Here is a 24,044-nt window from a genome sequence, read left to right on the forward strand (position 1 = left end):
CAACCCCCCCCCCCCCCCCCACCCCCCCCCCCCCCCCCCCCCCCCCCCCCCCCCCCCCCCCCCAACCCTCCCCCCCCCCCCCCCCCCCCCCCAGGCCGGTCGCGCATAAAAGCAGGTGAACGGGGTGGTGGCCCCCGATAGGGTCCGGCGGGTGACGAACTGGCGAGAGATATACGAGAACGACTGCGCGCTGCCCGCGGGGACCGGGCAGGACGAGCTGGACGAGCTGGACGAACTGGTCGCGGAGCTGGCGGAGGCCTTGGGGGACCCGGACCCGGAGATCCGGGACGGCTATCCGTACGCGGTGCTGGCGGCCTGGATCGGGCGCGGGGTGATCGACGGCGAGCGGTGCCTGGCGCTCGGCGATCTGATGGTGGAACGTTTCGCCCATCCGCGGATCGAGGCCCGGACGTTCGCCCCGCTGGTCCTGGTGATGATCGTGAACCAGGGCCACCTCAGGCCCGAATGGATCGACGCGTTCGCCGCCTGGTACCGCTCGGAGGCCGACCTGCGCGGCCGTGACGAGACGCTCGGCTGGCTGCACGCCGTGGCGCACGGCGCGGACCTGCTCGGGGCCCTCGGTCGGCGGCCCGAGGTCGACCCCGAACCGCTGCTGGGGCTCGCCGCGGAGCGCCTGCTCGCACCGACCGACTACCTGTTCGCCGAACGGGAGGACAACCGGCTCGCCAGGGCCCTCGCCCTCGTCCTCACCCGCCCCGACCTGACGCCGGAGCGGTCGACCGCCTGGCTGTCGACGGTGGGCGACGCATTCGTCGGGATGGAACGCGGGCCGATGCCGGTCTGGGCCTCCAACACGGTCCGCACCCTGCTCGCCCTGTACGCCCTGGCGGACCTCGGGGTGCCCACGGAGCGCGGGGGGAACCCCGTCCCGCTGGCTCACGGCGCCGCGGTCAAGGGCCGGCTGGCCGAGGTGCTGCGCCCGGTGTTCCCGTACGCCTGAGACCGCGGACGGCGGAAGGCGGACGGCGGCCCCGGCGGCCCCGGCGGCCTACGAAGGGCGGCGCCCCCAGCAGTCACCTTGAAGATCATTTCATCAGGGGCCCGCCGACCTGCCAGGGGGGCGCCGACCCTTCCGCCTGTGGGGGGTGGTTCCCACAGCTCCCGAATGCTCACAAGTGGCTGGATCGGAACGTTTCTGTCCGACCGTCAGCTGATCCGGGTGAGATCCGTGGTGCGAACTCGACCGTGTGTGGCCGGTCGCTGTTAGGCTGCGCGCCTGAATGCGAACTCTCCACGATGTAAAAGGACTTGGAAGAGAGGGTGAAGGGCTCTCGCCCTCCATCGCCGCCCGCCGACACCCGAGGATGCGCGTGAGACCCGAAGACGTCCCCCTGCTGTTCCAGGAGTTGGCCCGCGAGTTCGCGGACGCGACCGGCATGTCGGTGGCGGCGACCGGGTCGTTGGCCCGCGGCGACCACCGCACCGGACCGGGCGGCGAGGTCCTCTCCAACCTCGACCTGGTCCACGTCGTGGCCGAGGACGCGGACGTGCCGGACGTCCGTGCCCTGGTGGGGCGGAGGATGCGGCGGATCGCCGACACCTTCCGGATCGAGACGACCTCCGTCATCGCCAGGCTGCCGGCGTTCCGGCAGGCGGCCCACGCCCACTACCGGATCAGCATGCGGCGCGAGTGGTTCTGCGACGGTCTCGGGCTCGGTCCTGAGGCCTTCGACGGCCCGGGCCGCGAGGAGGACGACCTTCGGACGGCGCTCGCCTGGATGATGCAGCCCGTCCCCTACTACCTGTCGAAGGCGACGGCCGTGGACCCGACGACCAACCTCGCCAAGGCCCGTAGGGCCGCGACGCGGCTGGCCGACCGGTTCGACCTGGCGGTTGTGCGCGCCGGCCTCGACGACCTCCCGGGCACACTGCGCACCCTGATCGCCGAACACGGCGTCACCCCGCTGGAGTCCACGGCCTGTTACCTCGCGGCCCCCACCCACCCCGACATCGCGCAGCTCGTCCGCGACGCGGTCTTCGTCGAGAGCATGGGCCTGACCTCCGCCGACTCGATGGTCGTCCTGCTGCCGTCCGTCCCGAGCTGACCCGTCCGTCCCGAACTGACCAGCCTCTCCCGAGCTGACCCGTCCGTCCCGAACCGACCGGCCCCTCCCGAACTGACCCGTACCGGAGAACGCCCATGTCCACCCGGCAGCACGTGGAGATCCTGCCCCCGCACCCGCTGCGGGCCGGCTACGACCGGTCCCTGGCCCGCGGCTCGATCGCCGACGACTTCCAACGGCGCCTGGAACCAGGAAACTTCAACCCCGGCTACCTGAGCGCCCTGACCGAGCGGGTCGAGCGGGCACTGGGCGAGGATCCGGCGGACGAGACCATGCGGTGGCGCCTGGCGTTCCTGCTGCTCCAGAACGACGCCACCGCGGCCGCCGTCGAGCGGGCCGAGGCCCTGCTCGCCGGAGCCACCCTCCCGCAGGCCGTCCGCCTCGCCCACCTGGTGGCGGGCATCCGCGGCCGGGCCGACCTGCCGCGCACCGGCCGTCGCGTCCGGCGGGTCAACTGGTCGATCAACAACCGCTGTCCGATGTCCTGCCAGGGCTGCTACAACCCGTTCGCCGCGGAGCAGATCGACCTGGCCCAGGCGGACCTGATCATCGGGAAGCTGGCCGCGCACGGCACCACCGACCTGGTCTTGGCCGGCGGGGACCCGCTGCTCTGGCCGCCGATCTTCGACGTGGTCGACCACGCCGTCGAGGCCGGCCTCAAGGTCGGCCTCGACACCACCGGCTACACCCTCACCGCCGGGAAGCTCGCCCGGCTGCGCGGGCTGTCCTCGCTGCGGCTGCCGCTGGACGCCGTCACCGCGGACGTGCAGCGCGCCTTCCGGCGCAGCCCGGACGGCAACCTCCTGCGGGCGCTGCTGGACTCCCTCGACCTCTGCGACGCCGAGGGCTTCGACCGGGTGCGGGTGCACACCGTGGCGAGCGCCGAGAACCTCCACCAGCTGCCGGAGCTCGCGGCAGAGGTGATGTCCCACCCGTCTGTGGCCCAGTGGGTGATCTTCCAGTGGTGGGGGCGACGGGCCTCGCCGGCCACGGTCCGCCGGCTCGGGGTCGCGGTCGAGGAGGTCCGCGAGGTCGTGGAGGCGATCCGCCGGGACCACCCCGGCCGGGAGATCCACCTCGCGGAGAGCAGCCAGCGGGAGCTGCTGAACTGGATGATCCAGTCGAGCGGGCAGGTCGTCACCTTCGGGTCGGGCGCCGAGGAGGAGTTCATCCTGGGCAACCTGCTGACGGACGAGGTGGCGGAGATCCTGACCCACCCGATCCTGGACTTCGAGGCGATGTCCCGGGGGATCCCGGTCACCCCGGGGACCGTGTTCGGCCCGGTGGACGCCGTGCGGGGCTGACGCTCCCGGCTGCCGGGCTGATAACGGAACGGTTGCGGAGCCCGCCATTCCCGTACCCGGGGCTTGACGGCACGGGGAGGGCGGGCGTTTGCTGTGTCCGCTCGTTGGAACCTGTTTGGTTCTGGTTTGTTTTGTGTGTTTGAACGTTCAAAACAGCCGAGCTACCCCCGCTGTGCCCCCGTCACGCCCCACCGCCCCCTCCGCACCACCGCCCCTTCCGCACCACCTGCCCCCTCCGCGCCACCCACCTCCTTCGCACCACAGCCTTCCGGCGCCACCCCACCGAGAGGAATGCAATGTCACACCTTTCCCGACGCGACCTTCTCCGCGCCTCCGGAGCCGGCCTGCTGGCCGTCGCCGCCGGCGGCACCCTCGCGGCCTGCGGCGGCGGCTCCGGCTCGGGAGGCGCCGGCGGGGACGCCGACACCGGCACGATCACCGTCTGGTCCTGGGCCACCGCCGCCGACGCCCTGCGCGGGATCGTCCCGGCCTTCGAGAAGGACAACCCGGGGATCAAGGTCGACGTCCAGGACATCGGCGAGCCCGCCATCTGGGACAAGATCACCGTCGGCCTGGCGGCCGGCGGCCAGGGCCTCGGCGACGTCCTGCACATCGGCTGTGACTACCTGCCCGGCTACCAGGAGAAGTTCCCCGGCGGCCTGGCCGACCTCTCCGCGCTCGGCGCGGACGCCCACAAGGACAAGTTCGCCAAGGGCCTGTGGCCGGTCGTCAGCGGCAAGGACGGCCACGCCTACGCGCTGCCCTGGGAGGTCAACCCGCTCGGCTTCTTCTACCGCAAGGACTACTTCGACAAGGCGGGCATCGACCCCGAGGCCCTCGCCACCTGGGACGACCTGATCGCCGTCGCGGACCGCTTCAAGGCCGCCAACCCCGGCATCGCCCTGATCGGCCTCAACAAGGCCGCCAACCCCACCCCCGACCTGGACTTCCTCCAGGCGCTGATGCAGCTCCAGGGCGCCTTCTACTTCGACCTCCAGGGGAAGATCACCGTCGGCTCGGAGCCGGCCGTGCGCGCGATGACCATCATCAAGCGGCTGGACGAGGCCGGGCTGATCGGCGACACCCCCGGCGTCCAGAGCTGGCCGCCCGTGATGAAGACCGGCAAGCTCGCGGTGGCCGCGATGCCCGCCTGGGTCGCGCACTACCTGGAGAAGAAGTTCCCCGACCAGAGCGGCAACTGGCGCCTCACCAAGCCCCCGGCGGTCACCCCCGGCGGCAAGCGCACCGCCCTGGTCAACTCCACCCACCTGGCCGTCGCCGCCTCCAGCCCGCGCCGCCGGGCAGCCTGGAAGTTCGTCGAGTACGCCGTCACCCGCCCCGCCTCGGTGAACGCCATGTTCAACGCGGGCGGCGTCTTCCCCGCTCTCACCGAGGCCTACACCGACCCGCTGTACGCGGCGCCGAGCGCGTTCTACGGCGGCCAGCCGGTGCTCAGGACCTTCGCCGACCTCGCCACCGAGGGCGGCGACCCCACCAACTACTCCGGCGACTACGCCCGCGCCCTCAAGCTCGTCAGCGACGCCCAGACCAAGGTCCTGCTCAAGGGCGCCGACCCGGCCGCCGTCCTCCAGGACGCCGCCAAGCAGCTCGCCCAGCAGACGGGGCGCGGTATCGCATGAGTGCCGCCAGCCCGACCGCCTCCGGCCTCAACGGAAAGTCCGGCCCGACCGCCTCCGGCCTCAACGGAAAGTCCGGCCCGACCGCCTCCGGCCTCAACGGAACGCCGAGGCCGAGTCGTTGGCGCCGCCGCGCGGTGCCGTACCTGCTGCTCGCCCCGGCCCTGATCACCTTCGCCGTGTTCAAGGTCTATCCGATCGTCGACTCGCTGCTGCTGTCCTTCACCACCGGCGCCGGCAGCGCCACCCGGAACGCCGGCCTCGCCAACTACCAGCGCCTGGTGGACGATCCGCTGTTCTGGATGGCCCTGCGCAACACCGGCGTGATCCTCGTCGTGCAGGTCCCGCTGATGCTCGGACTGGCCCTGCTGATGGCCGTCGGCATCAACTCCGCCCTGGTGCGCTGGCGTACGGTGTGGCGGCTCGGCGTCTTCATGCCCTCCGTCACCGGCCTGGTCGCCACCGGCGTGATGTTCGCCTACCTGCTCAAGGCCGACGACGGCGCGGTCAACTGGCTGCTGAACGCGGTCGGTCTGCCCTCCGTCGACTGGCTGGGCCAGCCCTTCTGGGCCCGGATGGCCGTCGTCGTCGTGCTCACCTGGCACTACACCGGCTACAACGCCGTCATCTACCTCGCCGGACTCCAGTCCATCCCACGGGAGTTGTACGAGGCCGCGATGGTCGACGGCGCCGGCCCGATCCGCCGGTTCACCTCGATCACCGTCCCCGCGCTGCGCCCGGTGCTGCTGTTCACCGTCGTGCTCTCCACCATCGGCACGCTCCAGCTCTTCGACGAGCCGTACGTGCTGACCGGCGGCGGGCCTGACAACGCCACCCTGACCGTCTCCATGTACCTGTACCAGAACGGCTTCCGGTTCTTCGACTTCGGCTACGCCTCAGCCATCGCCTACGCGCTCACCCTGCTGGTGTCGGTGCTCGGTGCCGTCCAGATGCGCCTGATGGGAGAGCGCGAGAAGTGACCCCCAAGACCGTGAACCCCCTCAAGAAGCTGCGCGGCTGGCCGCTGACCTTCCTCCTTGCCGGCGTCACCGGGCTGTCGATCGCCCCCTTCTACTGGCTGGTGGTCTCCTCCACGCGCAAGGACACCGAGGTCTTCGACTGGCCGCCCAAGCTGATGCCCGGCGGAAGCCTCGGCGAGAACCTGAGCCACCTGGAGCAGAAGATCGGCCTGCTCCGGGTGGTCGGGAACTCCCTGCTGGTGGCGGGAGTCCAGACGATCGGCGCGCTGGTCGTGGCGCTGCTCGCGGGATACGCCTTCGCCAAGTTCCGCTTCCGCGGCCGCACCCTGCTGTTCGCGCTGCTGCTCTCCACCCTCGTGGTGCCCGAACAGGTGCTGCTGGTACCGCTGTTCAAGATGATGATGAACTTCGGCCTGCTGGACACCTACCAGGCACTGATCCTGCCGGGCCTGTGCGTGCCGTTCGCCATCTTCCTGATGCGGCAGTCACTGAGCAGCCTGCCGGACGAACTCCTGGACGCCGCCCGGGTCGACGGCGCGGGCGAGCTGCGGGTGCTGTTCAGCGTGGTGGTGCCGGTCATGCGGCCGGTGCTGGCGGCCCTGTCGATCTTCCTCTTCCTGGGCTCCTGGAACCAGTTCGTCTGGCCGCTGATCGCCCTGCGCAGCCCCGAGATGCACACCCTGCCGGTCGCCCTGGCGACGCTGCACGGCAACAAGTCCAACACCGACTACGGCGCGATCCTCTCCGGCACCGCGCTGTCCACCCTGCCGATGATGGTCCTCTTCCTGGTCCTCCAGCGGCAGTTCATCTCCGGCCTGCTGGCCGGCGCCACGAAGGGCTGAGCATGACCGAGACGAACGACGCCGCGGCCGAGGTCTGGGAGCCGCACGCCCCCGCCGCCGCCGCCGGGACCCCGCGACCGCTGGACGCCGACGGGCTGGACCTGCGGGTGAGCGGCACGGGCACGGTGCGCAGGATCGCCGACGGGGTGGTGGAGGTCAGTGCCGAGGGCACGGGCGAGGTGCGGATCGAGTGGCGGGTGCCCTGCGTCGACGCCACCGCCCTCTGGACCCCCGAGCCGCGCGGCACCGGCTGGCTGCCCGCCGCCTGGAGCGCCCCGCGCCGCACCTCGCTGGCCAACGGCGCGCCGATCGCCGCGCTGGTCGGCACCGGGGACGTCGCCCTGTGCGCCTTCGCCGCCTGGCGCCCGGACGTGCTGGCCGGGGCCGGCGTGGTCGAGGAGACCGGGGAGTTCCGGTTCTGGGCCCAGGCCGCCGACCGGCTCACCGTCCGGATCGACACCTCGCGCCGCCACTTCGGCCGCGCCCTGGCCGACCTCGCCGCTTGGTGGGGCGAGGGCCGTACCGCCGACATCCCGGAGGCCGCCCGCCGCCCCGCGTACTCCACCTGGTACTCGATGCACCAGGACATCACGCCCGAGGGCGTCGAGACCCAGGCCGCGCTCGGCAAGGAGCTCGGCCTGGACGTGATCATCGTGGACGACGGCTGGATGACCGCCGACCGCACCCGCGGCTACGCCCACTGCGGCGACTGGGAGCCGGTCTCGCTGCCCGACACCGCCGACCACGTCCGGCGGGTGCACGACCTCGGCGTGCGCTACATGCTCTGGTACGCGCTGCCGTTCATCGGCAAGGACAGTGCCGCCTACCGGGAGATCGGCCACCTCGCACTGGCCGACGTCGCCCACATGGGCGCGATCGTCGCCGACCCGCGCCACCCCGAGGTCCGGGCCTTCCTCACCGACCGGCTCGCCCGGGCCGTCGAGGAGTGGGGCATGGACGGCCTCAAGGTGGACTTCGTCGACTGGTTCGCCCGTGCCGCCGAGAGCGCCGACGCCCCGCCGGCCCGCCCCGGAGCGGACTGCGCGAGCGTCGAGGAGGGCGTGGAACGGCTGCTCGCCGCGATCCGCGGCCGGATCACCGCCGCGAACCCGGAGGCGATGATCGAGCACCGCCAGCCGTACGTCAGCCCCGGCCTGTGGCCGTACGCCACCATGATCCGCGCCACCGACTGCCCGCTCAGCCCGCAGGAGAACCGGCAGCGGACCATCGACGTGCGGCTGGCCGCCGGGCCCGTCCCGGTCCACGCCGACATGCTGATGTGGCACTCCGGCGAGCCGGCCGAGCAGGTCGCCTGCCACCTGATCAACGTGCTGTTCTCGGTGCCGCAGGTCTCCGTGGACCTCGCCGCGCAGAGCGAGGGCCAGCGCGAGGCGATCGCCTTCTGGCTGGGCGTCTTCCGCGAGCACACCGCCACCCTCCAGCTCGGCGAACTGCTCCCGGCCCGCCCGGACCTCGGCTACCCGATGGTCACCGCGCGCGGCACCGACACCGTCGCCGTGGCCCGGTACGCCGCGCTGCCGGTGGACGCCTCCGGCGACGACTGGCGCACCCTGCTGGTGGCCAACGCCGACGCCGACCCGGACGTCCGGCTCACCGGCGGCCGCGGGCAGGTGGCGGTGACGGTGCGGGACGCGCGGGGGCGTATCGTCCGGCAGGGCGAGGTCGAGCTGGACCGGGCGGACACGATCCCCGTGCCGCGCGGCGGGCTGCTGACCCTGCACCGGGCCTGACGCCGTGTCGGGCCCGCCTCCGCGCCGAGCCCGACCCGTTCGGGGCTCGGGCGGGGCACCGGAGCCCGTCCCGAGCCCCCGACCACCCCTGGAGAACCGCATGCCAGACGGACCGCACCGGCCGCGCCGCGGCGCCACCACGATCGAGGAGGTGGCCCGGGCGGCCGGGGTCTCCCGGCAGACCGTCTCCAACACGCTCAACGCGCCGCACCGGGTCCGCCCGGAGACGCTGGAGCGGGTGAACACGGCGATCCGCGAACTCGGCTACCAGCCCGACCAGTCGGCGCGCTCGCTGCGCAGCGGCGCCCGGCGCACCATCGGCTACCTCGCCCCGGTGGACGACCCGCTCGACCCCAACCCGCTGATGGCCGGCTTCCTGGAGGCCCTGGTCGACGCGGCCGGGGCGGCCGGGCAGCGGGTGCTGCTGTTCCGCCCCGGGCAGGGCACGGCCGACCCGGTGGCCGCGATCGACGAACTGGTCGCGGCCCGCCAGGTGGACGGGCTGGTGCTGGCCGACGTGCTGCGCGATGACGTCCGGATCGCTCATGTGGCCCGGCTCGGCGTCCCGTTCGTCAGCTTCGGACGGACCGGACCCGCGCAGCCGCAGTGCTGGGTGGACATCGACAACGAGGCGGCGATGGCCGACGTGGTGCGGCACCTCGCGGCGCTCGGCCACCGCCGGATCGGCTACCTCGGGGCCGCCGAGGAACTGCCCTGGATGGCGGCGCGGCGGGCCGGCTTCCTGGCCGAGGCACACCGGCTGGGCCTGTCCGCGGTGGCGACGGGTGCCGCCGAGGCGGGCGTCTCCGGGACGGCCGCGGGCTCGGCGGTGGCCTCCGTACGGGCGCTGCTGCGCGGGCCCGACCGGCCCACCGCCTTCGCGGCCGGCGACGACCTGCTGGCGCTGGACGTCTACGAGGCCGTCCGGGCGGAGGGGTTGGTGGTCGGGCCCGGTGGGGTGGCGGTCACCGGCTTCCACGACACGCCGCTCTGCCGGCACCTCCACCCGGCGCTGACCTCGGTCCGGCTGCCGCTGCGGGCGATCGCCACCGCGATGGTTGCCCGGCTGCTGGACCGGGTGCGCGGGGAGGCGGCGCCGGCCGAGGGGCTGGAGCTGCCCACCGAGCTGGTGGTGCGGGGGAGTTCGGGCCGGTCCGGCGGGGCGGAACCGTCCGGCTGGTCGGGCTGGTTCGGTTAGCGGTTCGGTTGGCCGATCCGGTTCGGTTGGCCGGTCCGGTCCGGTCCGGTCCGGTCCGGTCCGGTTCGGTCCGGTTCGGTCCGGTTCGGTTCGGTGCGGTCCGGTGCGGTTTCGGTCAGCTGGGCCGGTCCGTGCGCTCGGCGGTCGCCGCCACGATCAGCTCGCCGACCAGTCCGGCGGCGGCCGCCCGCTGCTCGGCGGGCAGGGCGTCGTCGGTGACCAGGACGTCCAGCTGGTCCAGGTCGGCGAAGGAGGCCAGGCCGACCGCGTTCCACTTGGTGTGGTCGGCCACCACGACCACCCGGCGGGCCGAGCGCAGGAAGGTGCGGTTGGTCTCCGCCTCGGCCAGGTTCGGGGTGGTCAGTCCGGCCTCGGGCGAGAGGCCGTGGCAGCCCAGGATCAGCAGGTTGACGTGCAGGGAGCGGATCGCCTGATCGGCCACCGGCCCGACCAGGGCGTCCGAGGGGGTCCGCACCCCGCCGGTGCGGATCACCGTGGCGGTGGCCGGGGTCCCGTCCTCGGCGGGCTGCTCCAGCAGCTCGGCGATCCGCAGCGAGTTGGTCACCACGGTGAGGCCCTCGACGGCGCGCAGGTGCCGGGCGACCGCGAAGGTGGTCGTCCCGCCGGCCAGCCCGACCGCCGAACCCGGTGGGACCAGCGCGGCGGCGGCCCGGGCGATCGCGTCCTTGGCGGGCAGCTCCCAGTGCGCCTTGGTCTCGAACCCGGGTTCGCCGGTGGCCGGCGCCTCGACCCGGACGGCGCCGCCGTGCACCTTGTGCACCAGGCCGCGGCGGGCCAGCGCGTCCAGGTCGCGGCGCACGGTCATGTCGGAGACCCCGAGGTCGCGGACCAGTTCGGTGACCCGGACCCCGCCGCGCGCGCGGATCTGCTCCAGGATCAGCACGCGGCGCTGTCCGGCGAGCGGTTGGGCGCTGTCAGCCATCGGGGGCCTCCTTCGTCCACTGCTGATGAGTGGTACTGGTGGATAATGTTTGAGATTGTAGCTTTCTGTTGATTCCCCATCGATCCCAGGGATCCTCATCGATCCCGGTCGATCCCACGATTCCAATGGCTTCACTCGGAGGAAGAAGGGCCATGCCCGGGACGTCCCTGACCCAGCCCACCACCGTCAGGACCGTGACCACGCTCGCGGACGGTCGGCAGCTGATCTACTACGACAGCGGCGCCGCCGACCCCCGGGGCGCGGTGGACGAACGGCCGCTCGACCCGCAGGTCCCCGGCTCCGAGGTCCGGCTGGACCCGGCCACCGGCGACTGGGTCACCATCGCGGCCCACCGCCAGGCGCGCACCTACCAGCCGCCGGCCGAGGAGTGCCCGCTCTGCCCGTCCCGGGACGGGCGGCTCAGCGAGATCCCGGCCGGGGACTACCAGGTGGCCGTCTTCGAGAACCGCTTCCCCTCGCTGGCCGGCGAGCCCGCGGAGCCCGTCCGGGCGGCCGAGGGCCTGTGGACCAGCGGTCCGGGCACCGGACGCTGCGAGGTGGTCTGCTTCACCGCCGACCACGACGCCTCCTTCGCCGACCTCACCCCCGAACGCGCCCGGTTGGTCCTGGACGCCTGGACCGACCGCACCGCCGAACTCTCCGCCCTGCCCGGCGTGCGGCAGGTCTACTGCTTCGAGAACCGGGGTGCCGAGATCGGCGTCACCCTCGCCCACCCGCACGGCCAGATCTACGCCCTGCCCTTCACCACCCCGCGCACCGCCCGGATGGCCGCCCGCGCCGCCGAACACCGCGCCGGAACCGGCCGCAACCTCTTCGAGGACCTGCTCGCCGCCGAACGCTCCCACGGCGAGCGCGTCGTGCTCGCCGGAACGCACTGGACGGCCTTCGTCCCCTTCGCCGCCCGCTGGCCGTACGAGGTCCACCTGTACCCGCACCGCAGGGTGCCCGACCTGACCGCCCTGGACGCCGACCAGCGGGACGAATTCCCCTCCCTCTACCTGGAGTTGCTGCGCCGCTTCGACCGGCTCTTCGGTACCGGCCGCACCCCGTACATCTCCGCCTGGCACCAGGCCCCCGCCGGGCAGCGGGACGAACTCGCCCTGCACCTGGAGCTGTTCACCATCCGCCGCACCGCCGACAAGCTCAAGTACCTGGCCGGGGTGGAGTCCGGCATGGACGCCTTCGTCAACGACGTCACCCCCGAGGACGCGGCCCGCCGGCTGCGGGAGGTAGCTGGAGCATGAGTACCTTCACGGAGCTGTACGGCCGACCCGCCGAGGGGGAGTGGGCCGCCCCCGGCCGGGTCAACCTGATCGGCGAACACACCGACTACAACCTGGGGTTCGTCCTCCCGATCGCCCTGCCGCAGACCGTCCGCGCCCAGGCCGCCCGCCGGGAGGACGGGCTGCTGCGGCTCTGGTCCGCCCAGGGCGGTGAGCTCGTCACGCTCCCGGTCGACGACCTCGCCCCCGGCTCGGTGCCCGGCTGGGCCGGCTACCCGGCCGGGGTGGTGTGGGCGCTGCGCGAGGCCGGGCACCCGGTCGGCGGGGCGGACATCCGGCTGGACAGCGACGTGCCCAGCGGCGCCGGGCTCTCCTCCTCGGCCGCACTGGAGTGCGTCGTCGCCGCCGCCTGCAACGACCTGTACGGGCTGGGGCTCCCGGCCGCGGAGCTGGCCGTGCTGGCCCAGCGCGCCGAGAACGCCTTCGTCGGCGTGCCCTGCGGGATCATGGACCAGATGGCCTCGATGTGCTGCCGCCCCGGAGCCGCACTGTTCCTGGACAGCCGCGATCTGACGATGCGTCAGGTGCCGGTCGACCTCGCGGGCGCCGGCCTCGCCCTGCTGGTCCTGGACACCCGGGTGAAGCACGACCTCGGCGACGGCGCCTACGCCGCGCTGCGGGCCGGCTGCGAACGGGCGGCCGCCCTGCTCGGGCTGCCCGCGCTGCGCTCGCTCCAGCCGTCCGCACTGGCCGACGCGCTCACCCGACTGCCCTCGGAACTGGTTCCGCTGGTACGGCACGTGGTCACCGAGAACGCCCGGGTGGAGGCCGCCGTCGCCCGCCTGGACGCCGGCGACCTCGCCGCGCTCGGCCCGATCCTCACCGCCGGGCACGCCTCGCTGCGTGACGACTACCGGGTCTCCTGCCCGGAGACCGACCTCGCCGTCGAGGCCGCCCTGGCCGCAGGCGCCCACGGCGCGAGGATGACCGGCGGCGGCTTCGGCGGCTCGGTCATCGCCCTGGTGGACGCGGCCGCGGCGGAGCGCGTCGCCGCAGAGGTCACCGCCGCGTTCCGCGACGCCGGGTACGCCGAGCCACGCACCCTCACCGCCGTCCCGGCGGAGGGGGCGCGCCGGGTCGGCTGAGCCGCGCCCGGCGGGCGGGCCGGTTCGGCCGAGTCAGGCCCGGTGGGCGGCCGGGCGCTCCGGGGAGGCCTCCGCGAGCGCCCGGGTGACGGCGTCGACGCCCGCGCGCAGCCCGTACACCGGGGTGGCCGGCTGCTGCCGCCAGGACTCGTCGATCCCGCCCGCGTCCACGGTGTCGAAGCCCAACTCGTCGACCAGTGCCCGGACCACCCGCTTGGCCGCCTCGTCGTCCGAGGCGACCGGCACGGCGAGCCGCTCGGGGTCGCCCGCCGGGCGCGGGCGCTCCAGCAGGTCCTGGGCGTAGGTGCCGTTGAACACCTTCACCACCCGGTGCCCGAGGTGCTGCTCCGTCCAGCGGCTCTCGGTCAGCCCGCCGTCCTCGATCGCGTCGATCCGGCCGTCGCGCTCCTTCGGGTAGTAGTTGCCGGTGTCGATCACCGCGACGCCCTCGGCCGCGCCGTCCAGCAGCCCGGCGGGCAGGTCCGGCACGTTCTTCAGCGGCACCGTCACCACCACGACCTGGGCGCCCCGCGCGGCCTCGGAGACCGGCACCGCCGTCGCCCCGGTCTCCTCGACCAGCGCCTTGAGCGTCTCCGGGCCACGCGAGTTGGCCACCGAGACCTCGTGCCCGAGCTTCGTCAGCCGCCGCGTCAGGTTGCCGCCGATGTTGCCCGCGCCGATAATGCCGATCTTCATGGGAAGTCCTTCTTCGCGAGTGCTGTTTGGGACGTTCGCCTTGGCCCAACCACCCGGAGACCGCCGCGGATTCCCGATCGGCAGGGTGGTTTTCCCGGACCCACGGTCGAGGCGGGCCTGGTGCCGCCCCGGGGCCCGTCGCGAGGGTGGACGCCATGAACAGCACTCCGTCCCACTCCACCGTCCTCGTCACCGGCGGCACCAGCGGCATGGGCTTCGCCACCGCCCGCCACCTCCTCGCCGCCGGCGCCCGGGTCGTCATCACCGGCCGTGACGACACCCGGCTCGCCCGCGCCGCGGCGCGGCTCGACGCCGGCGACCGCCTGCTCACCGTCCGCGCCGACGCCTCCGTCCCCGCGGACCTCGCCCGGCTGGCCGACACCGTGCGGGAGCGCTACGGCTGGCTCGACGGCGTGTTCGCCAATGCGGGCGTGGCCGGCTTCCAGCCGGCCGACGAGGTGACGGAGGCCGAGTTCGACCGGATGGTCGCCACCAACCTCAAGGGCGTCTTCTTCACCGTCCAGCACGCCCTGCCGCTGCTGGACGCCGCCGGCGGCGGATCCGTCGTCCTGAACGCCTCCTGGACCCCGCACCGCGGCCTGCCCGGCGCCGCCGTCTACGCCGCCACCAAGGCCGCCGTGCTCAGCCTCGCCCGCACCCTCGGCAGCGAACTCGCCGGGCGCGGCATCCGGGTCAACTCGGTCAGCCCCGGCTACATCGTCACCGAGATGTTCCACGCCGCCGTCCCGGACCCGGCCGACCACGAGCCGATCCGCGGCCAGGTGCCGCTCGGGCGGCTGGGCACCGCCGAGGACATCACCGAGACGGTCGCCTTCCTGCTCTCCGACCGTTCCTCGTACATCACCGGGCAGGACATCGTGATCGACGGCGGCCTCGTCCCGGCCTTCCCGTCGCTGACCGGTTGAGCGGCTGAGCGGCTGAGCGGCTGAGCGGCTGACTGGCCGGGCGGCCGGGCGCCCCGCCGTGCCTGGTCCTGACAGGGCCAGGCACGGCGCCGCCCGTCCGGGTGAGAATCACCGGTGTGAACCCGAGCAGCGCCCTGAGCGAATTCCTCCGCACCCGTCGCGCCGGCCTGCGGCCCGAGGACGTCGACCTCCCCGACTACGGCGGCCGCCGCCGCGTCGCCGGACTGCGCCGCGAGGAACTCGCCCACCTCGCCGGGGTCAGCGTCGACTACTACACCCGCCTCGAACAGGGTCGCGTCGCTAACCCGTCCGACGCCGTCCTCGACGCCGTCGCCCGCGCCCTGCGCCTGGCCCCCGACGAGTCCGGCCACCTCCACCGCCTCGCCCGCCCCACGGCCCGGCCCCGCCGCCGCCCCGCCGTCCGCCAGCAGCCGCGCCCCTCGCTGCTGCACCTGCTGCGGCAGCTCCACGACACCCCGGCCGTGGTGATGGGCCACCGGATGGACGTCCTGGCCTGGAACCCCGCCGCCGTCGCCCTGTTCGGCGACTACGGCGCCCTGCCCGTCGAGGACCGCAACATCGCCCGCATCACCTTCCTCGACCCGGGCTCCCGCGAGCTCTACGCCGACTGGGCCGCCTGCGCCCGGGAGAACGTCGCCTTCCTCCACCTGGAGGCCGGCCGCCGCCCCCACGACCCGCTGCTCGCCGAACTGATCGGCCGACTCTGCCTGGGCAGCGAGGAGTTCCAGCGGATGTGGGCCGAACACCCGGTCGCCGACAAGACCTCGGGCCGCAAGTCCTTCCGCCACCCGTTCGCGGGGACCCTGGACCTCGCCTACGACACCCTCCGGCCGGCCGACGACCCGGGCCAGGCGCTGGTCACCTACACGGCCGACCCGGGCTCGGCCTCGGACGACGGGCTGCGGCTGTTGCTGTCCTGGGCGGCGTCGGGCTGAGGTTCCGGGGCCAGATCACGCAGGTTGCCCACGGCCAGTACGGTGTCCGGATGGTCCGGTCCGAGGACCCGGTCCAGATCCGCCACGGCCTGGCGGAGCAGCTCCACTGCCTGGTCCAGGAGTCCGACCTCCCAGTACATGACGGCGAGGCTGTTGCGGGTCATGAGGACGGCGGGGTGGTCGTCGCCGAGGACGCGCCGGCGGTCCGCGAGCACCTGTTCCATGAGGTCGACGGCCTCGTTGACGCGTCCGGTCTCCGACCTGGTGACGGCGAGGTTGTGGCGGGCCATGAGGGTGTCGGGGTGGTCGTCGCCGAGGACGCGCCGGCGGTCCGCGAGGACCTGTTCCATGAGGTCGACGGCGTCGTCGATGCGTCCGGCGGTCCGGTAGGTGACGGCGAGGTTGTTACGGGTCATGAGGACGGCGGGGTGGTCGTCGCCGAGGACACGTCGGCGGTCCGCGAGGACCTCCTCCTGGACTCGCAGGGCGTCGTCGGTGTACCCGGCGTCCGAGTAGGCGGTGGCGAGGTTGTTGCGGGAGGTGAGGGTGTTCGGGTGGTCGGTGCCGAGGACCCGCTCGCTCGCGGCGGCAAGACCGCTCCAGTGCTGAATGCCGGTGGTGTACAGGCCTGCCTCGATGAGGCTGATTCCGTAGCTGAACAGGAGCGGGTGAATTCCCGTCAACGGCCGAACCAGGTCGGGGGTGCGGTGCCCGGCGAGGACCTCGGTGTTGGCCCGGAGCGTCGCGGCCAAGCCTTGCGCACGGTAGTCCTCACCTGGCCACAGTTCGACGAGGGCGTCGGCAACCGTGACGGCCGCTTCCGGCGCATCAGGACCGATGCCCAGGGCGGCACGCGCCGTGAGCGCGTGCAGCGTCACCTCCCGGTCGGCGGTCTCGGTGAGCGTGATGAGGCTGTAGTTGTGCAGCAAGGCGAGCGCGTCCAGCGCGTCGTCGGCCGTGACCGGCCCGCCGCGAACCCTGCCGAGGTGCTCCAGTACCGCCTCCGTGCCCCACAGCTCCTGCGGATGCCCGGCCGGGTCGAGCAGCGCCGCCAACCCGAGGACCGGCCCCGCCAGCCCGACCGGCTCCTCCTGCTGCGCCGCGTCGAGGGCCAGCAGCAGCGCCGCCGTCACCGGACCCCGGTAGCCGTCCGCGCCGGAGCGGGCGGGCAGGACGGCGTCCAGGCTGCGGGTGCGGTCGCGGAACAACTCCAGGTAACGGCCGCAGCTGCGCCGGGTGTTGACCATGTAGGCGGCCGCGTGGGCCAACGCCAGCGGTAGGTGCCCCAGCTCCTCGGCGAGCTCGCCGGCGTGCTCGTCCAGGAACCGGGCGCACTTCGCCCGCTCCAGTCGCTCGCTCAGATAGGCAAGGGACTCGGCTTCGGAGTACGTGCTGACGTCGACGAGCCGACGGTCGCCACCGGTGCTGGCGGCGCCCCGGTGCCGGGTGGTCGCGATGACCCGGCCCCGCCCGCCCCGGCTGGTGACCGGCCACAGCTCCTCGGGGGTGTGCTCGGTGGTGTTGTCGAGGACGACCAGCCAGCTGCGGTCGGTGGTGGCCAGCCAGGACAGGAAGCGCTCCGTGTCCTGCTCCGCCGCCTCCCCGCTCGCCCCGGGAGCCTGAACCGCCACGGCGGCCCGCGCGTACAGGTCGGTCACGGCGGACGGCTCCGCTGCGTCGGCCCACAGCACCAGATCGGTGCCCGCCTCGACGGCCTCCCGCGCGTAGTGCGCCGCGAGCTGCGACTTCCCGACACCGCCACCGCCCGCCAGCACCTGGCTGAGCACGACCGTCCCGTACTCCCCGCGCGCCTCGTCGATCGCCTGCCGCAGCTCCGCCCGCGGCTGGAAGGCGGTCGCCTTCGGCGGGATCCGCCCGACCACCACCGGCCACAGCACCTTGGCACCCGCCGGCGCCGCGTACTGGTGGACGGTCATCTCCCCGGCCTGGAAGGCACTGCCATGCACGGTGGCACTGCCGTCGATCCCGTTCCTGACCTGCCGGCCCTGCACCTGCTCGCCCCCACCAACGACCCGCGTGTTCAACGGACACCATTATGGAAGGCGAAGCCCTGCCGGATCTTCCGCCGTCCATGACATCACGACAGCCCTGCCGTACCGTCCCTCCACGTGACCCTCGATCAGGCGTACGTGAACCAGCTCTTCCTCCCGGAGACCTACGCCCACGGCGTTCCGTACGGGCTCCTGCGGGAGCTCCGCGAGTCCGCGCCGGTGTGGTGGGTCGAGGAGCCCCCGGTCGGCGGGTGGGCCGGTGGGCCGGGGTACTGGGCGGTGCTGCGGCACGCGGACGTGAAGCACGTGCTGCGCAGTCCCGGGCTGTTCTCCTCGCACCTGGGTGCCACCCAGATCCGCGACCCCGACTCGCCGGCGGATCTGGAGTTCGCCCGGGCGATGTTGCTCAACCAGGATCCTCCGGACCACTCCCGGCTGCGTCGGATCGTCGCCGCGGCGTTCACCCCGCGTGCGCTGGCGGAGTTGGCGGAGGCGGTCGACGGCCGGGTGCGGGAGCTGGTGGAGGAGGTGCGGCCGGATGGTCGGGCGGACTTCGTCCGGCTCGCCGCGGACCTGCCGGTGTGGACGCTGGCCCGGGTGATGGGCGTGCCGGAGCAGGACCGGGGGCTGCTGCTGGACTGGGCGAACCGGGTGATCGGCTACCAGGACGCCGACTACGCCCACTCCAGCACCGTCGAGCCGGCCGCGCTCACCGACCTCGGCCGGGCCGCCCTGGCCCACCGCCCCACCACCTGGACCACCCCGGACGGCCGCCCGGTCAACCCCCGGTCCCGCGCCGCGCTGGCGGACATGTTCGCCTACGCCCACGGCCTGGCCCGGCGGCCCGACCCGGGCGGACTGCTCTCCCGGATGCTCGACGCGGGGCTGACGGTCGAGGAGTTCGAGACGATGTTCTTCCTCTTCGCGGTCGCCGGTAACGAGACCCTGCGCAACGGCCTGCCCGGCGGGCTGTACTCCCTGCTGTCCCACGCCGAGCAGTACCGCCTGCTGTGTCGACGGCCGGACCTGATCGCTCCGGCAGTGGATGAGCTGCTTCGGTTCTGGCCGCCGGTTGTCGAATTCCGACGTACCGCGACCAGGGACGTGGTGCTGGCCGGGAAGGAGATTCGCGGTGGCGACAAGGTGGTTGTGTATCACGCCTCCGCCAACCGGGATGAGTCGGTCTTCCCCGACCCGGACCGCCTGGACATCACCCGCACGCCGAACGACCATGTCAGCTTCGGGTTCGGAGCACACTTCTGCGTGGGAGCACGACTCGCCAGGATCCAGATGTCGGCCCTGATCGGCCGGGTCGTCGCCGAGCTGCCCGGTCTGGAGCTTGCCTCGGACGCGCCGCCGAAACGGCTGGTCTCCAACTTCCAGAACGGCTTGAAGGAGCTGCGCATCCGCTGGAGGTAGGCAGGCGCCTCACTGGTTGCGGCCGGACTCGGCGAGGTGGGCGGCGGTGGGTTCGGCGCGCCGGATGGCGATGGCGGCGGTGTCGTCGTCGTTGAGGCGGTGGCCGACGCGAGCGAGGACGTCGCGGCGGATGTGGTTGACGAGTTCGTCACCGGTATGCGATGCGTGCCGCATGTTCACCTGGCTGGGCTCATGGTGTCACACCTCGGACATGTCCGAAATGACGGTCACCACCGCTGTCGTTACGTTCATCGCGGGTCGGTCACCCGGCCGACGTCCGTGAGGCAGAGAGACAGTGACATGCGCACGCGCACATTGGCTGTGGCCGCCGCCGGAGTAGGCGCGGCAGCCCTGGCAACCACCGGCATCACCTACGCCCTGACCACCGGATCCACCCCGGCGTCCCCGTCTGTCCAGCGGGCGGCGCAGCCTGTCCAGCCGGCCGCCCCGGCGCCCCCGGCCGTCCAGCCGGCGGCCGAGCCCGACAAGCAGGCCGCCCCGGGCGGCGGCAGCGAAAGCGGGGAGCGGCACGAGGGCGAGGGCGGCGACCGTCATGAGGGCGGACGCGGCCACGGCCATGAGGAAGCGGGAAGGATCTACTTCAACGAACGCACGTACTCCGCCGACGCGGAGGGATGCATCACCGCCGCCAGCGGACTGGGCTCCAGTAGCTTCAGCATTTTCAACGACAGCCGGAAGATCGTCGAGGTCTACCGCGGCTTCTCCTGTGACAACGGCGGTCCGGTCGCCACCGTGGGCCCCTACGGCGCCACCAATGGCGTCGTGACCCGCACCGACCACGGGGGCGTGTACGGGGGCCTGCTCGGTGGCGGCGGCGCGGTGGGCAGCTTCCGGGTGATCGGCGACCGCGACGAGTGGTGACGACGCCGCCCGGAGCGCAGCGGGCTCCCGGCCACGCCGAGAAGACCGCGAGTGCTCAGAGGACCGCGAGCGGATTGACCGGGGAGCCGGTGCCGCGGGGGATGTTCAGGGGCGCGGCGACGAAGAGGAACTCCCATCGTGAGGTGCGCGCGCACGCCTCGGCCAGTGGTTCCAGGTCCAGGTTGTCGATCAGCGGCAGGCCCAGGGCGGTGATGGCCAGCACGTGGACCGGCGAGTGGACGCCGGCGACGGGGCTCGGGCGTACGTCGCTGTCGCCGTCGCTGCCCAGTGCCGAGGCCTGTGACTCGCTCGGCACGCGCATCGCGCCGGGATGCAGGCCCGCGCTGAGGTCGTCCGGGTCCCACGCGCCCAGCCGCCGCCGTCGGGCGAGGTGGCCCGTGCGGACCAGGAGGATGTCCTGGGGACGGAGCGGGCTGCCCTGTTCCTCGGCGCAGGCCCACAGCTCCGGGCCGCCGATCGACTCTCCCGGCTCCAGCCAGGCACGGCCACGCAGGCGTGGCACGTCCAGCAGGACTCCTCGCCCCACCAGTCCGGGCAGCAGGTCGGTCACCGCGCCGTAGGCCGCACCTTGCGAGGAGAACACCTCCCGCGCCCGCACTCCCGCGAAGAGCAGGCCGCCGTACGCGATGTGGCAGAGCGCGTCCAGGTGCGTCTGCGCCTTGCCGTGGTAGTCGGAGGCGATGAAGTCCCGGTGGACGGTCGGCTCGGGGGCCGTGACGTCCGCCAGTTCGGTCATCTGGTGCAGTGCCGGCCTGCGGTTGTCGGGCCCCGGCACGCTGTCCCACGGCCGCCCCATGGCGACGACCTCACCCGTGCGTACGAGTCCGGCGGCCGCCACCCGTCGCCGCCCTTCGACCGGCCCGGGGAGACGGTCGCGGCGCAGCTGCCGGAACAGCGCGTCGAACTCGTCGCGGGTCATCGCCGGCCCGTCGGCACTGGTCATGGCGCTCCTCAGCCCGTCCCCCGCTCTGCCGATGATGCGGTGACGGCCGCACTACCGCCACCGTGCTCGGGGAGCGTGAGCGATCCGGTGAAAAAACACCGCGTAACGGGCAAAGTCCTAATATTGCATTGAAGGGTGCAGGTCCGCGGAGATGCGAGCGCTGTGGCGGTCATGACGGCTTCGGACGAGGCGGGGATCGGCCCCGTACGGGCCCGTGAGCGGTTCATGCTCGGTGAACCGGTCGAGGGTGGCGTGCGGAACCTGATCCTGAGCTCCTGGCAACGCTGCCAGTCGATGGAGATCTCCCCGGACGGGTCCGAGCTCCCGTACCGGCCGGACATCGATCTGGACGGCCGGCTGGTCCATGCGGCCAGGCCCGTGCTGGACCGGCTGGCATCCAGGTTCGCCGGCAGCCGGGTGAACGTGGCCCTGACCGACGGGGACGGGGCGGTGCTGCAGCGCCGTTTCGGCGAACCGTCCATGAGCAGGCAGTTGCCCGCGATCCAGAGCGTCCCGGGTTTCGTGTTCGCCGAGCGGTACGGCGGGACCAACGGCATCGGGCTGGCGCTCACGGAACGGCGGCTCATTCACATCTCCGGCGCCGAGCACTTCGCCGAGCGCGGCCAGTCGAACGCATGTACGGCGATTCCCGTTCGTGACCCCCTCAGCGGACGGATCGAGGGTGTCCTCTGCTTCGCCTATCCGCCCGCCTACGCGGACCCGCAGATGGAGGACCTGATCCGCAGGGCCGCCATCGCCATCGAGCGGCGCCTGCTGGCGCAGACCTCGGCGCGCGAGCGTACCCTGCTGCGCGCGTACCTCGACTCCAGGCGCCGCGCCCAGGCCGACCAGGCGGCCGGGGACGGGCGCGTGGTCGGCCTGGGCGCGGCGCCCCGGAGCGGGCTGGACCGGCACGACCGGATGCTGCTCGAACAGATGGCCACCGAGCTGATCTCCTCGGCCCGCCGCACCGCGGTCGAGGTGATCCTCTCCCAGGGTCGGCGGGCCACCCTGCTGAGTCGTCCGGTGACCAGCCCGTCCGGGGTGGAGGGCTTCGTCATCGAGGCGATCCTGTACGGCGACTCGCAGCCCCGGCTCGTCGCCCTCGACCAGGCCGACCAGGTCGGTCGGCCGATCGGCCTCCCGGCGCCCGCGACGACCACCGCCGTCCCACCGCTCCGGACCTCCACGGGGGCAGCGGACCTCGGGGCCGAGGTGCCGTCCGCCCCCGCACGCGACGCAGCCACCGGCCTGCTGCTGCTGGGTGAGCCGGGCGTGGGACAGTACGCCGTCGCGGCCCGCCGCCGCCTGGAGCTGCTGTCCGAGGCCAGCACCCGCATCGGCACCACCCTGAACGTGACCCGCACCGCCTGGGAACTCGCCGAGATGGCCGTCCCGCGACTGGCCGACTACGTCACCATCGACCTGCCGGAGACCGTCCTGCGCGGCGAGGAGCCCACCGACGCCGCCAACGAGCTGCACCGCACGGTGGTCCACGGCATCCGCGCCGACTGCCCCTTCCACCCGGTCGGCGAACGGATCGACCTCAGCCCCACCACGCCCCACCGCCGCTGCCTGGCCGACGGGCAGGCGGTGCTGGAACCCGATCTGCGCACGGCCGCCGGCTGGGCCTCGCAGGACCCCGAGTCGGCCGACCGCCTCCTCGCGCACGGCGTCCACTCCCTCATCGCCGTCCCGCTGCTGGCCCGCGGCGTCCTGCTGGGCATCGCCGGCTTCTACCGCGCCCGGAACCCCGCCCCTTACGGGGACGACGACCGTTCGCTGGCCCAGGAGCTGGCCAGCCGCGCCGCCATCTGCATCGACAACGCCCGCCGCTACACCCGCGAACACGCCATGGTCCTGGCCCTGCAGCACAGCCTGCTCCCGCGCGGCCTGCCCGAGCAGAGCGCCATCGAGGTCGCCCACCGCTATCTGCCCGCCGAGTCCGGGGTGCGCGGGGACTGGTTCGACGTCATCCCCCTCTCCGGTGCCCGGGTCGCCCTGGTCGTCGGCGATGTCGTCGGCCACGGGTTGCACGCCGCCGCCACCATGGGCCGCCTGCGCACCGCCGTGCACAACTTCGCCGAACTGGACCTCCCGCCCGACGAGCTCCTCACCCACCTGGACAACCTCGTGGGGCGCCTGGACCGGGACGAGGACGGCGTGGAGCCCGCCGCCGGCAACGACGGCATCGTCGGCGCGTCCTGCGTGTACGCCGTCTACGACCCGACCTCGCAGCGCTGCACGCTGGCCCGCGCCGGTCACCCGCCACCCGCGGTGGTCCACCCGGACGGCACGGTCACCCTCCCCGACCTCCCCGCCGGGCCCCCGCTCGGCCTGGGCGGACTGCCGTTCGAAACCGCCGAGCTGCACCTCCCCGAAGGCAGCCGGCTGGTCCTCTACTCCGACGGACTCCTCGAAGACCACCGCCGCGACCCCGACGCGGCCCTCGACCGCCTGCGCACCGCCCTGGCCCACCCGAACCGCTCGCCCGAGGAGACCTGTCGCACCGTCATGGAGGCCGTGGTACCCGAGCATCCGGCCGACGACGTCACGCTGCTCGTCGCCCGCACCCACGCCCTCGACCCCGGCCGGATCGCCACCTGGGACCTGCCCGCGGACCCGTCCCGCGTCGCCGACGTCCGCGCCGCCGCCGCCCGCCGCCTGGACGACTGGGGGCTGGACGAGGTCGCCTTCGTCACCGAACTGCTGCTCAGCGAGCTGGTCACCAACGCCATCCGGTACGGCACCGAGCCCATCCAGGTCCGTCTGATCCACGACCGCGCCCTGATCTGCGAGGTCTCCGACGGCAGCAGCACCGCCCCCCACCTGCGCCACGCGGCGACCACCGACGAGGGCGGCCGCGGCCTGTTCCTCGTCGCCCAGCTCGCCCAGGCCTGGGGCACCCGCTACACGGCCAGGGGCAAGGTCATCTGGGCCGAATGCGGCCTGGAGGCGTCCGACGGCGGCCCCGACCTCTTCGAGAGCCACTTCTTCGAGAACCACTTCGCCGACATTCCCGAAATCGAATGACCCGCCCCTGCGGACACCAACGGCCACC

General features: G+C 73.2%; 20 protein-coding genes. 15 read left to right on the forward strand and 5 right to left on the reverse strand.

Annotated features, from left to right (window positions below; all coding sequences use genetic code 11):
* Positions 1 to 151 precede the first annotated feature (151 nt).
* From ACZ5OX_RS11360 to ACZ5OX_RS11395, 8 genes are all read left to right on the forward strand, one after another.
* Positions 152 to 961: a DUF2785 domain-containing protein gene (locus ACZ5OX_RS11360; RefSeq protein ID WP_465629679.1), complete on the forward strand. Its 810-nt coding sequence runs from the start codon at positions 152 to 154 to the stop codon at positions 959 to 961.
* A gap of 370 nt (positions 962 to 1,331) precedes the next feature.
* Positions 1,332 to 2,066, forward strand: coding sequence for a hypothetical protein (locus ACZ5OX_RS11365; RefSeq protein WP_465629680.1), 735 nt, complete (start codon positions 1,332 to 1,334; stop codon positions 2,064 to 2,066).
* Positions 2,067 to 2,161: 95 nt separating this feature from the next.
* Complete coding sequence (locus tag ACZ5OX_RS11370; protein ID WP_465629681.1) at positions 2,162 to 3,388, forward strand: radical SAM protein; 1,227 nt, start codon at positions 2,162 to 2,164, stop codon at positions 3,386 to 3,388.
* Between the two features lie 296 nt (positions 3,389 to 3,684).
* Positions 3,685 to 5,028 (forward strand): extracellular solute-binding protein, encoded by a 1,344-nt coding sequence (locus tag ACZ5OX_RS11375; protein WP_465629682.1) that lies wholly within the window; start codon positions 3,685 to 3,687, stop codon positions 5,026 to 5,028.
* Entirely contained in the window at positions 5,025 to 6,005 is a 981-nt protein-coding gene (locus ACZ5OX_RS11380; protein ID WP_465629683.1) for a carbohydrate ABC transporter permease, read from the forward strand. The genes ACZ5OX_RS11375 and ACZ5OX_RS11380 overlap by 4 nt, the downstream gene beginning before the upstream one ends.
* Positions 6,002 to 6,847 (forward strand): carbohydrate ABC transporter permease, encoded by an 846-nt coding sequence (locus ACZ5OX_RS11385; RefSeq protein ID WP_465629684.1) that lies wholly within the window; start codon positions 6,002 to 6,004, stop codon positions 6,845 to 6,847. The genes ACZ5OX_RS11380 and ACZ5OX_RS11385 overlap by 4 nt, the downstream gene beginning before the upstream one ends.
* Before the next feature lie 2 nt (positions 6,848 to 6,849).
* Positions 6,850 to 8,598 (forward strand): glycoside hydrolase family 36 protein, encoded by a 1,749-nt coding sequence (locus ACZ5OX_RS11390; RefSeq protein ID WP_465629685.1) that lies wholly within the window; start codon positions 6,850 to 6,852, stop codon positions 8,596 to 8,598.
* A 100-nt stretch (positions 8,599 to 8,698) separates the two neighbouring features.
* Positions 8,699 to 9,796: a LacI family DNA-binding transcriptional regulator gene (locus tag ACZ5OX_RS11395; protein WP_465629686.1), complete on the forward strand. Its 1,098-nt coding sequence runs from the start codon at positions 8,699 to 8,701 to the stop codon at positions 9,794 to 9,796.
* 115 nt (positions 9,797 to 9,911) lie between these two features.
* Here ACZ5OX_RS11395 and ACZ5OX_RS11400 read toward each other — a convergent pair whose 3' ends face one another.
* Positions 9,912 to 10,739: a DeoR/GlpR family DNA-binding transcription regulator gene (locus ACZ5OX_RS11400; RefSeq protein WP_465629687.1), complete on the reverse strand. Its 828-nt coding sequence runs from the start codon at positions 10,737 to 10,739 to the stop codon at positions 9,912 to 9,914.
* Positions 10,740 to 10,891: 152 nt separating this feature from the next.
* Between ACZ5OX_RS11400 and galT the strand changes: the two genes are divergently transcribed.
* Positions 10,892 to 12,004, forward strand: a complete 1,113-nt coding sequence (galT, locus tag ACZ5OX_RS11405) for a galactose-1-phosphate uridylyltransferase (RefSeq protein ID WP_465629688.1) — start codon at positions 10,892 to 10,894, stop codon at positions 12,002 to 12,004.
* The gene (galK, locus tag ACZ5OX_RS11410; RefSeq protein ID WP_465629689.1) at positions 12,001 to 13,128 is read left to right on the forward strand and encodes a galactokinase; all 1,128 of its coding nucleotides are present in this window, start codon (positions 12,001 to 12,003) and stop codon (positions 13,126 to 13,128) included. Before galT ends, galK begins: the two co-directional genes overlap by 4 nt.
* Positions 13,129 to 13,161: 33 nt before the next feature.
* Here the strand turns inward: galK and ACZ5OX_RS11415 are convergent, their stop codons facing one another.
* Complete coding sequence (locus ACZ5OX_RS11415; protein ID WP_465629690.1) at positions 13,162 to 13,824, reverse strand: NADPH-dependent F420 reductase; 663 nt, start codon at positions 13,822 to 13,824, stop codon at positions 13,162 to 13,164.
* Between the two features lie 155 nt (positions 13,825 to 13,979).
* Between ACZ5OX_RS11415 and ACZ5OX_RS11420 the strand changes: the two genes are divergently transcribed.
* Both ACZ5OX_RS11420 and ACZ5OX_RS11425 read left to right on the forward strand, forming a co-directional pair.
* Positions 13,980 to 14,750 (forward strand): SDR family NAD(P)-dependent oxidoreductase, encoded by a 771-nt coding sequence (locus ACZ5OX_RS11420; RefSeq protein ID WP_465629691.1) that lies wholly within the window; start codon positions 13,980 to 13,982, stop codon positions 14,748 to 14,750.
* A 116-nt stretch (positions 14,751 to 14,866) separates the two neighbouring features.
* On the forward strand, positions 14,867 to 15,706 hold the full coding sequence (locus ACZ5OX_RS11425) for a helix-turn-helix domain-containing protein (RefSeq protein ID WP_465629692.1): 840 nt from the start codon (positions 14,867 to 14,869) through the stop codon (positions 15,704 to 15,706).
* Here the strand turns inward: ACZ5OX_RS11425 and ACZ5OX_RS11430 are convergent.
* Positions 15,634 to 17,751 carry a tetratricopeptide repeat protein gene (locus tag ACZ5OX_RS11430; RefSeq protein ID WP_465629693.1) on the reverse strand — a complete coding sequence of 706 codons (2,118 nt, stop codon included), beginning with the start codon at positions 17,749 to 17,751 and terminating at the stop codon, positions 15,634 to 15,636. The two genes, ACZ5OX_RS11425 and ACZ5OX_RS11430, sit on opposite strands and share 73 nt — an antisense overlap.
* Before the next feature lie 84 nt (positions 17,752 to 17,835).
* Here ACZ5OX_RS11430 and ACZ5OX_RS11435 point away from each other — a divergent pair, with 84 nt between their 5' ends.
* Positions 17,836 to 19,137 carry a cytochrome P450 gene (locus ACZ5OX_RS11435; RefSeq protein ID WP_465629694.1) on the forward strand — a complete coding sequence of 434 codons (1,302 nt, stop codon included), beginning with the start codon at positions 17,836 to 17,838 and terminating at the stop codon, positions 19,135 to 19,137.
* A 9-nt stretch (positions 19,138 to 19,146) separates the two neighbouring features.
* On the opposite strand, the gene ACZ5OX_RS11440 is transcribed toward ACZ5OX_RS11435, so the two are convergent.
* The gene (locus tag ACZ5OX_RS11440) at positions 19,147 to 19,311 is read right to left on the reverse strand and encodes a hypothetical protein (protein WP_465629695.1); all 165 of its coding nucleotides are present in this window, start codon (positions 19,309 to 19,311) and stop codon (positions 19,147 to 19,149) included.
* Positions 19,312 to 19,437: 126 nt separating this feature from the next.
* Between ACZ5OX_RS11440 and ACZ5OX_RS11445 the strand changes: the two genes are divergently transcribed.
* Entirely contained in the window at positions 19,438 to 20,019 is a 582-nt protein-coding gene (locus ACZ5OX_RS11445) for a hypothetical protein (protein ID WP_465629696.1), read from the forward strand.
* Between the two features lie 55 nt (positions 20,020 to 20,074).
* On the opposite strand, the gene ACZ5OX_RS11450 is transcribed toward ACZ5OX_RS11445, so the two are convergent.
* Positions 20,075 to 20,983, reverse strand: a complete 909-nt coding sequence (locus tag ACZ5OX_RS11450) for a cyclase family protein (RefSeq protein ID WP_465629697.1) — start codon at positions 20,981 to 20,983, stop codon at positions 20,075 to 20,077.
* Between the two features lie 171 nt (positions 20,984 to 21,154).
* Between ACZ5OX_RS11450 and ACZ5OX_RS11455 the strand changes: the two genes are divergently transcribed.
* On the forward strand, positions 21,155 to 24,016 hold the full coding sequence (locus ACZ5OX_RS11455) for a SpoIIE family protein phosphatase (RefSeq protein WP_465629698.1): 2,862 nt from the start codon (positions 21,155 to 21,157) through the stop codon (positions 24,014 to 24,016).
* The last annotated feature ends 28 nt before the right edge of the window (positions 24,017 to 24,044 follow it).

Source organism: Kitasatospora sp. NPDC032121, from assembly GCF_055580145.1.